Here is a 16,016-nt window from a genome sequence, read left to right on the forward strand (position 1 = left end):
ATGGCTCATGACCGGACGTAATGGTCGCCAGGCGACCGGGTGGGGCTCGCGCCTGCTCGGGCGCCTGTCCCTGGGGGCGCGCAGTGTCGCCGGTCAGGTCTTCGCGCTCCAGGCGGTGATCGTGGTGCTGCTGATCGCCGCAGCCGCGGCGGCCCTGGTGGTCCAGGCCCGGTACGACAGCGAGCGCGACGCGCGCCACCGCTCGCTCGCGGTCGCCGAGGGCTTCGCCCACTCCCCCGGGCTCGCGGCGGCGCTGGCCTCCCGCAATCCGACCGCCACGCTCCAGCCGCTGGCCGAGGCCGCCCGCCGGGCGTCGGGGGTCGACTTCGTCGCGGTGATGTCCACCGACGGGGTCCGCTACACCGACTCGCGGCCCGAGCTGATCGGCCGGCGGGCCACCGGCGACCTCAGCCGCGCCGTCTCCGGCCACTCCTTCACGGAGACCTTCACGGGCGAGCCGAGCGACGCCGTCCGGGCCGTGGTCCCCGTGCGGAACGCCGAGGGCGCCGTCGTCGGCCTGGTCGGCACCGGCATCGAGGTGGAGAACGTCTCCATGGTGGTCGAGGGGCAGCTGCCGCTCCTCCTCGGCGCCGCCGCGGGCGGCCTGCTGCTCGGCACCGCGGGCGCCGCCCTGGTCAGCCGTCGGCTGCGGCGCCAGACCCGGGGCCTCGGCCCCGCCGAGATGACCCGGATGAACGAGCACCACGAGGCCGTGCTGCACGCCGTGCGCGAGGGCGTGCTCATCATCAGCGCGGACCACCGGCTCGTCCTCGCCAACGACGAGGCGCGCCGCCTCCTCGACCTCACGCCGGACTCCGAGGGACGCACCGTCGACGACCTCGGTCTCGACCCGCGCACCACCGAGCTGCTCACCTCCGGCCGGGTCGTGACGGACCACGTGCACCTGGCGGGCGACCGGCTGCTCGCGATCAACGTACGGCCCACCAAGCCGTTCAAGGGCCGGCCCACCGGCAGCGTCGTGACCCTGCGCGACTCCACCGAGCTCGCGGCGCTCTCCGGCCGGGCCGAGGTGGCCCGCGGCAGGCTCCAGCTGCTGTACGACGCCGGAGTGCGGATCGGGACGACCCTGGACGTGACGCGGACCGCGGAGGAGCTGTCGGAGGTAGCGGTCCCGCGCTTCGCGGACTTCGTCACGGTGGAGCTGCTGGAGCCGGTGCTGCGCGGTGACGAGCCCTCGGGGGTCTACACCGAGATGCGCCGGGCCGCCATCTCGGGCGTGCGCACCGACTCGCCGCTCCAGCAGGTCGGCGACATCATCCGCTTCGTCGTGCCGACGGCCCCGATGGCGGCGGCCCTGGACGCCGGGCACGCGGTGCTCGCGCCCGATCTGAACGCGGCCATGGGCTGGCGGGCCCAGGACGAGACCGGGACCCGCGAGGCCCTCGAGTACGGCCTGCACTCGCTGATCTCCGTACCGCTCCAGGCGCGGGGCGTGGTCCTGGGCATGGCCAACTTCTGGCGGGCCGACACCCCGGAGGCCTTCGAGGAGGAGGACCTGTCCTTCGCGGAGGAACTGGGTGCGCGCGCGGCCGTCTCCATCGACAACGCCCGCCGCTTCACCCGCGAGCACGCGATGGCCGTGACCCTCCAGCGCAGCCTGCTGCCGCGGGTGCTGCCCGAGCAGAACGCCGTGGAGGTGGCCTTCCGCTATCTGCCCGCGATGGCGGGGGTGGGCGGGGACTGGTTCGACGTGATCCCGCTGCCGGGCGCCCGGGTGGCCCTGGTCGTCGGGGACGTCGTCGGGCACGGGGTGCACGCGGCGGCCACCATGGGCCGGCTGAGGACCGCCGTCCACAACTTCTCCACCCTGGACCTGCCACCCGACGAGCTGCTGGGGCACCTGGACGAGCTGATCAACCGGATCGACCAGAACGAGAGCGGGGGCGGCCGGGACGGGGACGGGGAAGACCCGCCGGAGGTGCCCGGGCCGGCCGCGATCACCGGCGCCACCTGTCTCTACGCGGTCTACGACCCGGTGTCCGGGCGGTGCGCGATGGCCAGCGCCGGGCACCCCGGGCCCGCGCTGATCCACCCCGACGGCCGGGTGGAGTTCCCCGAGCTGCCCACCGGGCTCCCGCTCGGCGTGGGGGGCATGCCCTTCGAGGCCACCGAGTTCACGCTGCCCGAGGGGAGCCGGCTGGTGCTGTTCACCGACGGCCTCGTGGAGGACCGCGGCCGGGACTTCGACACCGGCCTGCGGCTGCTCGGCGAGACGCTGGCGCGGCCCGGCCGCAGCCCGGAGCAGGCCTGCGCGGACGTGCTGGCCGCGATGCTGTTCCCGGTGCCGAGCGACGACATCGCCCTGCTGATCGCCGACACCCGGCGGCTGGAGGCCGACCGGATCGCCGAGTGGGAGGTGCCGGGCGAGCCGGCGGCCGTCTCGCGGGTGCGCAACGCGGGCGCCGCGCAGCTCGCCGCCTGGGGACTGGAGGAGATCTCCTTCACGACCGAGCTCATCCTCAGCGAGCTGATCACCAACGCCATCCGGTACGGGAGCGCGCCCGTCCGGGTGCGGCTGCTGCGCGACCGCACCCTCATCTGCGAGGTCTCCGACGGCAGCAGCACCTCCCCGCACCTGCGGTACGCGGCCACCACCGACGAGGGCGGGCGGGGGCTGTTCCTCGTCGCGCAGTACGCCGAGCGGTGGGGTACCCGCTACACCGACCGCGGCAAGGTCATCTGGGCCGAGCTGCCGCTGACCGGGGGCGGGGAGCCGCGGGAGCCGGACCCGCCGGACCTGGACGCCCTGGAGGACATGGCGTGGTGACCGTACCGGCCGCCGTCACACCGGCCGGGTGCGGGCCAGCAGCACCGCCACGTCGTCCTGCTGGTCGCACGGCAGCAGCGAGCGCAGGACGCCGTCGCACAGCTCCTCCAGCGGCTGCTCCGGGCGGCGCAGGGCCTGGGCCAGCTGGTCCATGCCCTGGTCGAGGTCCCGGTCCCGGGCCTCGATGAGGCCGTCGGTGTAGAGCACGAGCAGGCTCCCCGCCGGCAGGGGCACCTCCTCGGTGCGGAACTCCTGCCCGCCGGTGCCCAGCGGGGTGCCGGGCGGCCCGTCGAGGAAGGAGACGGTCCCGTCGGTGGCGACCACGGCGGGCGGAGGGTGCCCGGCGCGGGCGACGACGCAGCCGCCGGACGCCGGGTCGTACACGGCGTACACGCAGGTCGCCATCTCGTCCTCGCCCAGGTCGGCCACCACGGCGTCGAGCGAGCCGAGCATGCGCTCCGGGGACACGTCGTGGCGCGCGAGGGTCCGTACCGCCGTGCGCAGCTGTCCCATGACGGCCGCCGCGTGGATCCCGTGGCCCATGACGTCGCCGATGACCAGCCCGGTCCGGCCGCCGGGCAGGGGGATGACGTCGAACCAGTCGCCGCCGACGTCGTGGTCGCTGGCGGGCAGGTAGCGCCCGGTGAGCGCCAGGCCGGGGACCTCGGGCAGCGCGCTGTTGGTGAGGCTGCGCTGGAGGGTCAGGGCGGCCTCCCGCTGGCGGGTGTACATCCGGGCGTTGTCGATGTTGAGGGCCGCGCGGGCGACCAGCTCGTCGACGAGGACGCAGTCCTGCTCGTCGAAGGGCTCCCGGTCGCGCGTGCGGGTGACGGTGACCGCGCCGAGTACGGTGCCCCGCGCGACCAGCGGGACCAGCCGGGCCGAGCCCAGGGTGGCGAGGTAGGCGCGCAGGGCGTCGGCGCGCGGTGAGGTGATCAGGGCCGGGATGTCCGACACGTAGAGGTTCATGGGCCGGCCCTCCGCGACGATCCGCTCGTAGTGGCTGCCCACGGGGATCTGGAAGGTCTGGCCGGGGGTGAGCCTGGCGGTGGGGGCCGTCGGGTCGGGGAAGCGGGCTGCCATGCGGCGCAGGACCCCGCGGGTGGAGGCGGCGGGCACGGCGCCCTCGTCGGGGCCCAGGACCGCCTCCAGGAGCTGTACGTCGGCCGAGTCCGCGAGCTGCGGCACCAGCACGTCCACGATCTCCTCGGCCGTCCGGTGGAGGTCCAGGGTCGTTCCGATGCGGGTGCCCGCCTCGGCCAGCAGCGCGAACCGGCGCTGGGCCCGTCCGGCCTCGGTCTGCGCCCGCTCGGCCTCGGTGATGTCGATGAGGGAGGCGATCACCCCGAGGGCCCGGCCGGAGCCGTCGAGCAGCGGTGCGTACGAGCAGGACCAGGTCCGGTCGTGGTCGGGGTCGGCGGGGGTCCGCCCGGTGCGGCGGACGTCGACGACGGCGGTGCCCCGGTCGAGGACCTGCCGCATCGTCGCCTCCAGGGCGACGGCGTTGACCCCGGGGACCACCTCGGTGAGCCGTCGGCCGACGTGCTCGGCGGCACTGACGCCGTTCATGCGGGCCAGTGCGTCGTTGACGCGGAGGAAGCGCAGGTCGGGGCCGAGGGTGGCGAGGCCGATGGGCGACTGTGTGAAGAGGCTCTGGAGGGCGGCGAGGGAGTCCCGCATGTGGAGGACCTCGGAGGTCTCCACGGCGATGAGCAGGGCGCCCTTGCGGCCCTGCGGGTCGACGGCGGGCACGATCCACATCTCCATGGGGACGCGGTGGCCGTCGCGGTGGCGCACGGGCAGGGTGCCGACGACGGTCTCACCCGCCTGGACGCGCCGGGTCAGCTGGTCGGCGAGCTCCCGGTTGGCGTCGGGGACGAGGACGGCGGTGCCGAGGCGGCCGATGACGTCCTCGGGACGGTGCCCGAGCAGGTCCTGGGCGGCCAGCGACCATTCGACGACGCGGCCGTCGGCGTCCTCGCGCCACAGGGCGATCGGCAGCAGCTCGCGGAGCACGCCGGCGTACCCGACAGCCCCCACCGGCTGTTCCGGCACCTCGCTCGTCGACTGGTAAGTGTCCAATGCACCGACCTCACCCCGGGGGGCTGATTCCTACCGATTCACCCTATCCGAGGCATCGGCGCGGGGCCTCCAGACTCCGGCCCGACCCGGGGCGGCTGCCGGGGCCGGCGCCTGCGGGCACATTTCGGCGGCAATGCCGCTTCACGCCAACTCTCCCCTTTTACCGGAGAGTTGCGATCGATCTGACCTATGTTCTCTGGGCCACGTCCCGTCGCCCCAGGAGGTCAGATTGCAGTCCAGGCGCATATTCGCCGTTCCACGCCTGTTACGCCGTTCCCACCTGCTCATAGCCTTCGGCCTCGGCTCGCTGCTGATCGGCCTGACCCCGTGGCTCGGGGTCTCCAGCACGGCGGCCGGCCGGGCCCCTGCTCCCCGGCCCACGCCCGTGCCCCAGGACCAGCAGACGGCGAAGCAGTCGCCGCACCACGGCGTCGCGCCGGCGAACGCCATGGAGCCGACGGCCCCCGTCCTCGACCGGACCGGATGGACGGCCACCGCGAGCGACGAGGAGACCGCCGGCGAGAACGGCCGCGCGGCCAACGTCCTCGACGGCAACACGAGCACCCTGTGGCACAGCAAGTGGAGCGGCACGCCCACCCCGCTGCCGCACACCCTCACCATCGACATGCGGCGGACCTCGGTCGTCTCCGCGCTCGTCTACCGACCCCGCACGAACGGGCCCAACGGACGCGTGGGCGAGTACGCCATCAGCCTCAGCACGGACGGACAGAACTGGGGAACCCCGGTCGCCACCGGCACCCTCGCCGACGACGCCGCCGCCAAGACGCTGGGCTTCGCCCCGCAGGCCGCCCGGTACGTGCGCCTGACGGCCCTGACCGAGGCCGGCGGCCGCGGGCCCTGGAGCTCCGCCGCCGAGATCGACATGCTGGGCGACCCCGGCACCCCCGCGGCCACCGTCGACCTGTCCCGGACCGGATGGACGGCCACCGCGAGCGACGAGGAGACCGGCAGCGAGAACGGCCGCGCGGCCAACGTCCTCGACGGCAACACGAGCACCCTGTGGCACAGCAAGTGGAGCGGCACGCCCACTCCCCTGCCCCACACCCTCACCATCGACATGCACCGCACGTCGGTCGTATCCGCGCTCGTCTACCACCCGCGCGCGGACGGGCCCAACGGGCGGGCGGGCGCGTACAGCGTCCAGACCAGCACCGACGGCTTCACCTTCGCGGCGCCGGTGGCCTCGGGCACCTGGCGGGACGACGACACCGTCAAGACCGCCACCTTCACCCGGGCCGAGCACGCCCGGTACGTACGTCTCACCGTGACCAGCGAGGCCGGCGGCCGCGGCCCTTGGACCTCCGCCGGCGAGATCCGGCTGAGCGGGCCGGCCAGCCCGGCCGTCCACGGCTCCTGGGGCCGGATCACCGGCTTCCCGCTGGTGCCCGTGGCCACCGCCGTCCTGCCCGGCGACAAGCTGCTGGCCTGGTCGGCGTACGCGGTCGACCGCTTCGGCGGCAGCAACGGCTACACCCAGACCGCCATCCTGGACCTGAAGACCGGCAAGGTCACCCAGCGCCGCATCGACAACACCGGCCACGACATGTTCTGTCCCGGCATCGCCATGCTGGCCGACGGCCGGGTGCTGGTCACCGGGGGCAGCAACGCCGAGAAGGCGAGCGTCTACGACCCGGCCACCGACGCCTGGTCCGCCACCACCAGCATGAACATCGCCCGCGGCTACCAGGCCATGACGCTGCTCTCCACCGGCGAGGCCTTCGTCCTGGGCGGTTCCTGGAGCGGGGCGGCGGGCGACAAGGCCGGCGAGGCCTGGTCACCGGACACCCGCACCTGGCGCAAGCTGCCGGGCGTTTCCGCCGTCCCGGCGCTGACGGCCGACCCGGCCGGACCCTACCGGGCCGACAACCACATGTGGCTGTACGCCACTTCGGGCGGCAAGGTGCTCCAGCTCGGTCCGAGCAAGCAGATGAACTGGATCTCGACCACGGGCCAGGGCGCCATCACGCCCGCCGGCACCCGCGCCGACAGCCAGGACGCCATGACCGGCAACGCCGTCTCCTACGACATCGGCAAACTGCTCACCCTGGGCGGCTCCCCCGCCTACCAGGACAGCCCGGCCACCCGGCGCGCCTACACGGTGGACGTCACGGGCGACCAGGCCCGGGCGGCCCGTACCGGGGACATGGAACACGCCCGCGCCTTCAGCAACAGCGTCGTCCTGCCCGACGGCAAGGTGGCCGTCTTCGGCGGGCAGGCCTATCCGGTGCCGTTCAGCGACGCGACCTCGGTGCTGACGCCCGAGCTGTGGGACCCGGCGACCGGAGCCTTCACCCCGCTCGCCTCGATGGCCGTGCCGCGCAACTACCACAGCGTGGCCAACCTGCTGCCGGACGGGCGGATCTTCTCCGGGGGCGGGGGCCTGTGCGGCGACTGCGCCACCAACCACGCCGACGGGGCGGTGTTCACGCCGCCGTACCTGCTGAACGCGGACGGATCGCCTAAGCCGCGTCCGGTCGTCTCCGGTGGCGTGCCCGCCAGGACGGCGCCCGGCACCTCGCTCACGGTGAGCACCGAGGGCCCGGTGGCCTCCTTCGTCCTGATGCGGGCGGCGGCCGCGACCCACTCCACCGACAACGACCAGCGGCGGGTCCCGCTGGTGTCCACGGCCAACGGAGCCGGCTCCTACACGGTGTCCGTCCCCTCCGACACCGGTGTGGTCCTGCCGGGCACCTACATGCTCTTCGCCCTCGACGCCCAGGGGGTCCCGAGCATCGCGAAGTTCCTCACCGTCTCCTGACCCGGGCGAGCCCGGGGTGGCCCCGGGCGGCCCCGAGCGGTGTCCGGTCGCTTCGCGGCCGGGCACCGCTTCCCTTTCGCTACGCCGTCCGCACGGCCCGGGCCGTGTCGTCCGCGCCGAGGACTCCCGCGATGCCCCGGGCGAGGCACGGGATGCGGTGCGCGGGGATGCCCGCGATGTTGATCCGCCCCGAGGTCGTGCCGTAGACGGCGTACTGCCTGCGCAGCTGGAGCATCTGCGGCGCGGTGAGCGGCAGCATCGAGAACATGCCCTTCTGCCGGGCGAGGGAGCGGGCCTGCTCGGCGCAGCCCAGGGCGCTCAGGTGGGCGGTCAGATCGGCCCGGTTGGCCATGATCCGGTTGCGCATGGCGTCCAGTTCGCCGCGCCAGGCGGCCCGCAGTCCCTGGTCCTCCAGGATCGTGGTGACGACGGCCGCGCCGTGCTCGGGCGGCATCGAGTACAGCGTGCGGGCGGCGTTCTGCAGGGCCGTCTCGGCGTGCCGCACGGCCCGGGCCGAGGACCCGAGCACGATGGCGCAGCCGACGCGGTCGCTGTAGAGGCCGAAGTTCTTCGAGCAGCTGACGGCGATCAGCATCTCCGGGACGCGCTCCGCCAGCATGCGCGTGGCCAGCAGGTCGGCCTCCAGGCCGTCGCCGAGACCGTGGTAGGCGAGGTCCACGAAGGGCACCCAGCCGCCGCGGACGGCGGACTCGGCCAGCGCCTCCCAGTCGTCGAGCAGCGGGTCCACGCCCGTCGGGTTGTGGCAGCACCCCTGGAGGAGCACCACGTCGTCCCGACGGGCTTCCCGCAGTTCCCGCAGGACGCCGGCCGTGTCGAAGCCGCCCTCGGCGTCGCGCCAGCCGTACGTGCGGACCCGCAGCCCGGCGGCCTCCAGGATGGGCCGGTGGTTGACGTACGCCGGATCGCTGATCCACACCGTGGTGCCCGGGCGGGTCCGGCAGATCAGGTCGGCCAGCAGCCGCAGCGCGCCGGAGCCGGCGACGGTCTGGACGGCCGCGGCCCGCTCGGCCGGCCCCTGCGGGCCCAGCACGAGGTCCAGCAGGGAGCGGTTGAAGGCGGCGTTCCCGGAGAGCCCGCGGTACTCCTTGGACTCGGAGCGCTCCGCCAGGCGCATCTCGGCCTCGCGCACGGCGGCCATGACGGGGGTGGTGCCCGTCTGGTCCCGGTAGACCCCGAGGACGAGGTTCAGCCGTTCGGGCCGCTCGTCGCTGCCGAACTCGTAGGTCAGGTCCCACAGCGGGTCGGTGGGCGGCGGGGGGAGGAGCTCAAGCATTTGCGGGAACCTCGGGTCTGGGGCGGCGGTTGGCGAGGACGACGCCGGCGGTGATCAGCGGGACGCCGACGAGTACGGCGAGGGTGGGTGTCTCACCGAGCAGGGGGACGGCGAGCAGGACGACGGCGACGGGGCTGAGGCTGCCGACGACGGAGCTGCGCTCGGCGCCGAGCCGGCGGATGGCGAAGGCGTACAGCAGGCCGGCGCACAGCCCGACGCCGAGCCCCTGCACCAGGAGGAAGAGCGCGATGTCACCGCCCGCCGCGTGCGCGATGCCCGTCGGGAGCACCCCGGTCAGGACCAGGACCGCGATCACGGCGAAGGAGGGCAGGCACAGCAGTCCGATCGATCCGACGGGATCGAGGTCCACCTCGCGCAGGCCCACCGTGTAGAGGGCCCACAGTCCGCTGGCGACCAGGAGGATGCCGGAGCCGGCGAGGACGTCGGTGTCCACCGGGACGACGTGGCGCCAGACGAGGGCGGCGACACCGGTCGCGATCAGCACGAGTCCGGCGGCCTGCGTACCGCGCGGGACCCCGTGCCCCCGTCGGATCATGAGCGCGGAGACGAAGAGCGGGACCATCCCGGGGACGATCGAGCCGACGAAGGCGGCGGAGGTCAGGGCGCCGCCGTGCATCGCGGCGAGGAAGAAGGGCACCCCAGCACCGCAGATGATCTTCGCTGCCGGTCCGGGCCGTACCGCGGCGATGCGGCGACGGCGCCGCCACAGGGCGGGGAGGAGCACGACGAGGGGCACGCCGAAGCGCAGCAGGGCCGCGTCGGCGGGCAGCAGGGAGGAGGCGCTCAGGGCGCGGGCGCTCAACGCGAAGGCCGCCCAGATCGCCACGGTCACCAGCAGGGCCAGCAAACCCTCGGCCTGCGGGGAGAGCCGCGGGAGGCGCCGCGGGGAAGGCTTCGGGAAGGGCCGCCGGGAAAGCCGTGGGGAGAGCCCGCGCCGGCCGGGGTGTCCGGCACGCGGGCCCGCCGCATCGTGAGGCCGGGCCGCCCGGGTGGTGTGCGTCGCGACCAAGGAAATTGCTCCAGCCTCTGGGACTCGGACCGGTCCGGTCCGTTCCCGGGCAACGCTAGGGCTTCGGGCGGGGCAGCCGATTGCCAGTTCTGCCTCTCGGACATACGTTTGGGGCAGAATCTGCCAAGGAGTGGCCGTGGACGCAGTCGATCTGCAGATCATCCGGGAATTGCAGGCCGACGGACGCCTGTCCAACCAGGACCTGGCCGACCGCGTGCGGCTCTCCCCGTCGCCCTGCCTGCGCCGGGTCCGGCGGCTGGAGGAGGCGGGCCTGATCCGCGGCTACACGGCCATGGTCGACCAGGTGGCCTTCGGGCTCCCGGTCACCGTCTTCGTGCGGATCCGCCTGGAACGCCACACGGCGGAGGCGGTACGGCTCTTCGAGGAGCACGTGGCCGTCATCGAGCACATCCAGGACTGCTACCTGATGGCGGGCAGCAGCGACTACCTGCTCCGCGTGGTCATCGAGGACCTGGAGGCCTACGAGGCCCTGGTGCGCCACCGCATCCACGCCATCCCGGGAATCGCCTCGATCGAGTCGAGCTTCGCGTACGGCAGCGTCAAACAGTCCCGGACGTATCCGCGGCCCGCCCCCGGCGCGTCGCGGCGCGCGTGAGCGATCCCGGCGCCCCTGCCTATCCGGAGCCTTCGACCGCCGCCTCGAAGACGGCGAAGGCGGCCTCGTCGAAGAGGACGAACCGCACCTCCCGCACCTCGGTCCGGGCCGCCCGCACCGTCTCCACCGCGATCCGTGCCCCGTCGTCCATGGGCCAGCCGTAGATGCCGGTGGAGATGGCCGGGAAGGCGACCGTACGGGCCCCCAGCTCGTCGGCGACCCGCAGCGATTCGCGGTAGCAGGAGGCCAGCAGCTCCGAGCGGTCCTCCTCGCGCGACCAGACCGGGCCCACCGTGTGGATGACGTGCCCGGCGGCGAGCCGGCCGGCCGTGGTGGCCACGGCCTTGCCCGTCGGCAGTCCCCTGCCGTAGTGGGAGCGCCGCAGGTCCTCGCAGGCCGCGAGGATCTCCGGCCCGCCGCGGCGGTGGATGGCGCCGTCCACCCCGCCGCCGCCGAGCAGCGAGGAGTTGGCCGCGTTGACGATCGCGTCGGCCTTCTCGGCGGTGATGTCGCCGAGCACCAGGGTGATGCGGACCATGGGGACGTCCTTTCGCGCAGGGCACGGTGCCCGGACTACGGTGCTGAGCCGCCGTCAGGCGTCTTCGCGCAGGTGGCGCCAGACGGCCTTGGCGGCGTTGTGGCCGGACATGCCGTGCACTCCGGGGCCCGGCGGGGTCGCCGAGGAGCAGAGGAAGACCGCCGGGTGGGCCGTCGTGTACGGGGAGAGGGAGATCTTCGGGCGCAGCAGCAGCTGGAGGCCCGAGGCGGCGCCGCAGGCGATGTCCCCGCCGACGTAGTTGGGGTTGCGGGCGGCGAGCTGGGGCGGGCCGGCCGTGGCGCGGGCCAGGACCAGGTCGCGGAAGCCGGGGGCGAAGCGCTCCAGCTGCCTCTCGACGGCCTCGGTGAGATCGCCGTCCCAGCCGGCGGGGACGTGCCCGTACGCCCAGAAGACGTGCTTGCCCTCGGGGGCCCGGCCGGGGTCGAGCAGGCTGGGCTGCGCGGTGATGAGGAAGGGGTTGCGCGGGGCCCGGCCGCCCGAGGCCAGCTGGAGGGCCGCGTCGATGTCGGGGGTGCGCGGGCCGATCTGGACCGTGCCGGCGCGGCGCGGCTCCTCGGCGGTCCACGGGACCGGGCCGTCCAGCGCGTAGTCGATCTTGAAGACGGAGGCGCCGTACCGGTAGCCGTCGTAGGCGCGCCCCAGCCGGGCGATCCGGGCCAACGCGGTCGGCGAGGTGTCGAAGACGTACGCGCGGGCCGGCGGGAGGTCGTCGAGCCGCTTGACCTCGAAACCGGTGTGGATCGTGCCGCCGAGGTCGCGCAGGTACGCGGCGAGCGCGTCGGAGACGGACTGCGATCCGCCGCGGGCCATCGGCCAGCCGTTCGCGTGCGCGGCCAGCGCGAAGACCAGGCCCACGGCCCCGGTGCCGATCCCGCCGAGCGGAGCGATGACGTGGGCCACGAGCCCCGCGAACAGGGCCCTGGCCCGCTCGTCGCGGAAGCGGCGCAGGAGCCAGGTGGACGGCGGCAGCCCGGCGAGCCCGAACCGGGCGAGGGTGACGGGGTCCCGCGGCAGCGCGGTGTTCGGCAGGGACATGAAGTCCCGGGCCAGGGTGTCCCACTTGCCGAGGAACGGGCCGACCAGACGCCGGTAGGCACCCGCGTCCCGCGGCCCGAACGACGCCGCCGTCTCCGCGACCGAGCGGGAGAGGACCGCGGCCGTGCCGTCGTCGAACGGGTGCGCCATCGGCAGCGGGGCGTGCAGCCACTCCAGCCCGTACCGCTTCAGCGGCATCGTGGCGAAGACCGGGGAACCGGCGCCGAGCGGATGCACCGCGGAGCACGGGTCGTGCCGGAAGCCGGGGAGGGTGAGCTCCTCGGTCCGGGCACCGCCGCCCACCGTTTCGGCGGCTTCGAAGACGGCAACCGAGAAGCCGCGCCGGGCCAGTTCGACGGCGGCGGTCAGCCCGTTGGGCCCCGCCCCCACCACGACCACATCGAGAATCGACGGCACTTGCGACTCCTTCGTCTCCGACGGCCCTGCTCTTCCAGGATATTGCGCCCCGCTCGGCGGCCCCGACACCCCTGGAACGGCCCGGGGTCCGTCCGGGGACCCTAGGCCCCCCGCAGCAGCTCCCGGATGCGTACGGCGGTGGCCTCGTCGCGGCCGACGGCGAACGGCAGCGCGTTGTCGCGGTCCACCCGGAAGGGGACCCCGTCGACCGTGCTCTGCGCCCCGCCGGCCTCGGCGACCAGCAGCAGTCCCGCCGCGTGGTCCCAGGCCGAGGGCCAGGTGAAGGCCAGCCCGTCCATCTCGCCGCGGGCCACCTTCAGGTACTCCAGGCCCGCCGAGCCGCACGGCCTGGCCGCCACCCCGGGCACGTCCAGCCGGGCGAGGGTCCGCTTGTTCTCGTCGGAGGTGTACAGCGGGTGCGCGATGGCGACCCGCAGCGTGGCGTCGGCCTCCGGCGAACCGCTGTGGATCCGCTCGCCGTTGACGTACGCGCCCTGCCCGCGCACGGCGGTCGCCAGCTCCTCCAGGGCCGGGGCGTAGGTCCAGGAGGCGAGGATGTCCCCGCGCACGGCCAGCGCCACCAGGGTGCAGAAGGCCGGGTCGCCGTTGACGAACTGGCGGGTGCCGTCCACGGGGTCGACGATCCACACGGGGGCGTCCGCGCGCAGCGCCTCGTACACCGTCGGGTCGGCGTGCACGGCCTCCTCGCCGACCACGGCGGAACCGGGCAGCAGCCGCGTCAGGGAGGCCGTGAGGTGTTCCTCGGCCCGGCGGTCGGCGACGGTCACCAGGTCGTGGGGGCCGCTCTTCTCGTCGACCTCGTGCTCGGCGAGCTGCCTGAATCTCGGCATGATCTCGATCGCCGCCGCCTTGCGGACGGCCTCTTCCACATCGGACAGGCCATGGGCCAGGAACTCATCGATCATGCCTCCAGCAAAGCACGGTCGGCCGACAAACCCCACCGCCGTTCCCGGACGTCCGCCTGGACACCGGGTGGCCGCGCGGTGAACCGCCCCCGGGCCGGCCCCGGAATTCAGCCCGCGAGGGGGAACATGCAGGCCCGCCGACCCTCGGGCGAGGCCAGCCACTCCAGCCTCTCGGCCGTGCCCGTGCCCGGCAGCGGGGTGTGGAGCACGATCGCGAGGTCGGGGCGGGCCGGCACGCGCAGCTGCGTCGATTCCACGTAGAGCGCGCCGGCGACCGGGTGCTCCATCTGCTTCTCCGTCTGGCCGCCGGGCCGGACGTCACCCCGGTCCCACAGCTCGGCGAACTCCGCGCTGAGCTCCCGCGCCTCCTCGATCACGGCTCGGAAGCCCTCGTCGTGGGGGTTCTCGGAGCAGGCCGCCCGGTACTGGGCCACCACCACGCTGGCGATCCGCTCCCAGTGCGCGGCGCGGGACCGGTAGATGGGGTCGGTGAAGAAGGCGATCAGGCAGTTCTGCACGATCTCCGGGCGCATCCCGAACACCAGCGCGGCCGCGTCGTTGTACGCCACGGTGTTCCAGTACACGTCCATGATGTGCGCCGGGAACGGCATCCAGGCCTCGATCAGCCGCTTCAGGCCATCGCACATGCCCTGGTCGTCGGGGGCGACCTCCAGGGCCGGCGGGTTGAGCCCGGCGAGCACGTACAGGTGTCGGCGCTCGGCGCTGCTCAGCTTCAGCACCCGGCCCACCGAGTCCAGGACCTGCGAGGACACCGTGATGTCGCGGCCCTGTTCCAGCCACTGGTACCAGGAGACCCCGACCCCGGCGAGCACGGCCACCTCCTCGCGGCGCAGGCCCGGGGTGCGCCGGCGGGCCCCGCCGTCCGGCAGGCCGGCCTCGGCCGGGGTGATCCGCGCCCGCCTGCTCATCAGGAACTCGCGCAGTTCCGTCCGGCGGTGCGCATCGGTCGCTGTGGCCACGAAGTCCCCCTCTTCGGCTGCCTGGTGGTGCCGCCAACAGGATAAGTTCCCACTCTGCACGGACATTCCCGGGCCACGAAGGTAATGGTCATGGCGATCGACACACATCCCACGACCACCGGGCCGCGCCCGGCGACCACCGATGACACCCGGCTCTCCGGACGCGCCCGGCTGGTCCTCTTCGTCCTCTGCGCCGCCCAGTTCATGGTGGCGCTCGACTTCTCCGTCCTGAACGTGGCCCTGCCGGTGCTCGGCGAGGACCTGGGCCTCGGCCGGTCCGCCCTCCAGTGGGCGGTCACGGCGTTCGCGCTGCCCTCCGGCGGCTTCCTCCTCCTGTTCGGCCGGATCGCCGACCTGTACGGCCGCAGGAAGCTGTTTCTCACCGGCCTCGCGCTCTTCGGCGCGGCCTCCGTCCTCGCGACCCTCGCCTGGGACCCGGCGTCCTTCCTGACCGGGCGCGCCCTGCAGGGGCTGGGCGCGGCCGTCATCGTGCCCACCGGCATGTCCCTGCTGACCACGACGTTCCCCGAGGGCCCGCTGCGCGACAAGGCGCTGGGCATCTCCGGCACCCTGCTGTCCCTCGGCTTCACCGTCGGCATGGTGCTCGGCGGTGTCATGACCGACACCCTGGGCTGGCGCTCCACGATGGGCCTGCTCGCGGTCGCCTCGGTGGTCGTCCTGGTCCTCGCCCCGGGCCTGCTGCCGGAATCGCGCACTACCGAGCGGCCGCGCCTGGACGTGCCCGGCGCCGTCACCGTCACCGGCGGACTGCTCGCGCTGATCTACGCCCTGACGACGGCGGCCCAGCGCGGCTTCGGCGACCCGGACGTCTGGGGCACGCTGGTGGCCGGACTCGTCCTGCTCGCCGCTTTCGTGGCGGTGGAGTCGAAGTCCCCGGCGCCGCTGGTCTCGCTGCCGATGCTGAAGCGGCGCACGATCGCCTGGGGCAACATCGGCGGTCTGGTGACGTTCTCGATGATGTCGACGGTCGTCTTCGTGCTGACCCTCTACCTCCAGGAGACCCTGGAGCTGTCGTCCTTCCGCACGGGCCTGGTCTTCGGCGTCCAGGGCCTCGCGTCCGTCCTCGCCGGTTCGTACGCCTCGAAGGTGATCGGCCGCTTCGGTGCCCGCCGCACCCTGGTCGGCTCGCTGCTCGGCCAGGGCCTGCTGGGCGTCGCGCTGCTCGGTGTGGGCACGGGGTCGGGCGCCCTGCTGGCGACCGCGGCCGTGTCGCTGGCCAGCATGTGCCACCTGGGCGCGATCGTCTCGTACGGAGTGGTGGTGACGAGCGGTGTGCCCGACGAGGAGCAGGGCCTGGCGACCGGCCTGGTCACGACCACCCAGCAGGTCGGCATCACCATCGGCATCCCGCTGCTCGGCGTGCTGGCCACCACGCAGGCCTCGCTGTTCGACGGGGTGCGCACGGTCCTCGCGGTCGACGCGGCGGTCGTGATCGCGGCGGCCGTCCTGGTCGCCCTCGGCCTCGGCCGTCGCGGGGCCTGAGCGCCGG

At 73.9% G+C, this 16,016-nt stretch carries 11 protein-coding genes; 4 read left to right on the plus strand and 7 right to left on the minus strand.

Going from position 1 to position 16,016, the window contains the following annotated elements:
* The first annotated feature begins 7 nt into the window (after window positions 1-7).
* Window positions 8-2,788, plus strand: a complete 2,781-nt coding sequence (locus ACZ6JT_RS06165) for a SpoIIE family protein phosphatase (protein ID WP_469207650.1) — start codon at window positions 8-10, stop codon at window positions 2,786-2,788.
* Window positions 2,789-2,803: 15 nt separating this feature from the next.
* Here ACZ6JT_RS06165 and ACZ6JT_RS06170 read toward each other — a convergent pair whose 3' ends face one another.
* Window positions 2,804-4,870, minus strand: coding sequence for a SpoIIE family protein phosphatase (locus tag ACZ6JT_RS06170; protein WP_469207653.1), 2,067 nt, complete (start codon window positions 4,868-4,870; stop codon window positions 2,804-2,806).
* A gap of 229 nt (window positions 4,871-5,099) precedes the next feature.
* Here ACZ6JT_RS06170 and ACZ6JT_RS06175 point away from each other — a divergent pair, with 229 nt between their 5' ends.
* The gene (locus ACZ6JT_RS06175) at window positions 5,100-7,649 is read left to right on the plus strand and encodes a discoidin domain-containing protein (RefSeq protein ID WP_469207655.1); all 2,550 of its coding nucleotides are present in this window, start codon (window positions 5,100-5,102) and stop codon (window positions 7,647-7,649) included.
* 79 nt (window positions 7,650-7,728) lie between these two features.
* Here ACZ6JT_RS06175 and ACZ6JT_RS06180 read toward each other — a convergent pair whose 3' ends face one another.
* Window positions 7,729-8,943, minus strand: coding sequence for an amino acid aminotransferase (locus ACZ6JT_RS06180; RefSeq protein WP_469207657.1), 1,215 nt, complete (start codon window positions 8,941-8,943; stop codon window positions 7,729-7,731).
* Window positions 8,936-9,811, minus strand: coding sequence for a DMT family transporter (locus tag ACZ6JT_RS06185; RefSeq protein ID WP_469207659.1), 876 nt, complete (start codon window positions 9,809-9,811; stop codon window positions 8,936-8,938). Before ACZ6JT_RS06185 ends, ACZ6JT_RS06180 begins: the two co-directional genes overlap by 8 nt.
* 298 nt (window positions 9,812-10,109) lie before the next feature.
* On the opposite strand from ACZ6JT_RS06185, the gene ACZ6JT_RS06190 reads away from it, so the two are divergent.
* Window positions 10,110-10,589, plus strand: coding sequence for an Lrp/AsnC family transcriptional regulator (locus ACZ6JT_RS06190; RefSeq protein ID WP_030715441.1), 480 nt, complete (start codon window positions 10,110-10,112; stop codon window positions 10,587-10,589).
* 19 nt (window positions 10,590-10,608) lie between these two features.
* On the opposite strand, the gene ACZ6JT_RS06195 is transcribed toward ACZ6JT_RS06190, so the two are convergent.
* From ACZ6JT_RS06195 to ACZ6JT_RS06210, 4 genes are all read right to left on the minus strand, one after another.
* A complete protein-coding gene (locus ACZ6JT_RS06195; RefSeq protein WP_469207661.1) occupies window positions 10,609-11,127 on the minus strand; it encodes an O-acetyl-ADP-ribose deacetylase in 519 nt (172 codons plus the stop codon).
* 54 nt (window positions 11,128-11,181) lie between these two features.
* Window positions 11,182-12,600, minus strand: a complete 1,419-nt coding sequence (locus ACZ6JT_RS06200) for a phytoene desaturase family protein (RefSeq protein WP_469207663.1) — start codon at window positions 12,598-12,600, stop codon at window positions 11,182-11,184.
* 101 nt (window positions 12,601-12,701) lie between these two features.
* Window positions 12,702-13,526, minus strand: a complete 825-nt coding sequence (locus ACZ6JT_RS06205; RefSeq protein ID WP_469207665.1) for an inositol monophosphatase family protein — start codon at window positions 13,524-13,526, stop codon at window positions 12,702-12,704.
* A gap of 107 nt (window positions 13,527-13,633) precedes the next feature.
* Window positions 13,634-14,455: a helix-turn-helix transcriptional regulator gene (locus ACZ6JT_RS06210; RefSeq protein ID WP_469208229.1), complete on the minus strand. Its 822-nt coding sequence runs from the start codon at window positions 14,453-14,455 to the stop codon at window positions 13,634-13,636.
* A gap of 141 nt (window positions 14,456-14,596) precedes the next feature.
* On the opposite strand from ACZ6JT_RS06210, the gene ACZ6JT_RS06215 reads away from it, so the two are divergent.
* Window positions 14,597-16,009 carry an MFS transporter gene (locus tag ACZ6JT_RS06215; RefSeq protein ID WP_469207667.1) on the plus strand — a complete coding sequence of 471 codons (1,413 nt, stop codon included), beginning with the start codon at window positions 14,597-14,599 and terminating at the stop codon, window positions 16,007-16,009.
* Window positions 16,010-16,016 lie beyond the last annotated feature (7 nt).

The organism is Streptomyces sp. NPDC046308 (assembly GCF_055588065.1).

Bases quoted from the DNA above. Each gene is read 5' to 3' on its own strand.
- ACZ6JT_RS06165 (WP_469207650.1), top strand. From the start codon at position 8: ATGACCGGACGTAATGGTCGCCAGGCGACCGGGTGGGGCTCGCGCCTG.
- ACZ6JT_RS06180 (WP_469207657.1), bottom strand. From the start codon at position 8,943: ATGCTTGAGCTCCTCCCCCCGCCGCCCACCGACCCGCTGTGGGACCTG.
- ACZ6JT_RS06195 (WP_469207661.1), bottom strand. From the start codon at position 11,127: ATGGTCCGCATCACCCTGGTGCTCGGCGACATCACCGCCGAGAAGGCC.
- ACZ6JT_RS06205 (WP_469207665.1), bottom strand. From the start codon at position 13,526: ATGATCGATGAGTTCCTGGCCCATGGCCTGTCCGATGTGGAAGAGGCC.
- ACZ6JT_RS06210 (WP_469208229.1), bottom strand. From the start codon at position 14,455: ATGAGCAGGCGGGCGCGGATCACCCCGGCCGAGGCCGGCCTGCCGGAC.
- ACZ6JT_RS06215 (WP_469207667.1), top strand. From the start codon at position 14,597: ATGGCGATCGACACACATCCCACGACCACCGGGCCGCGCCCGGCGACC.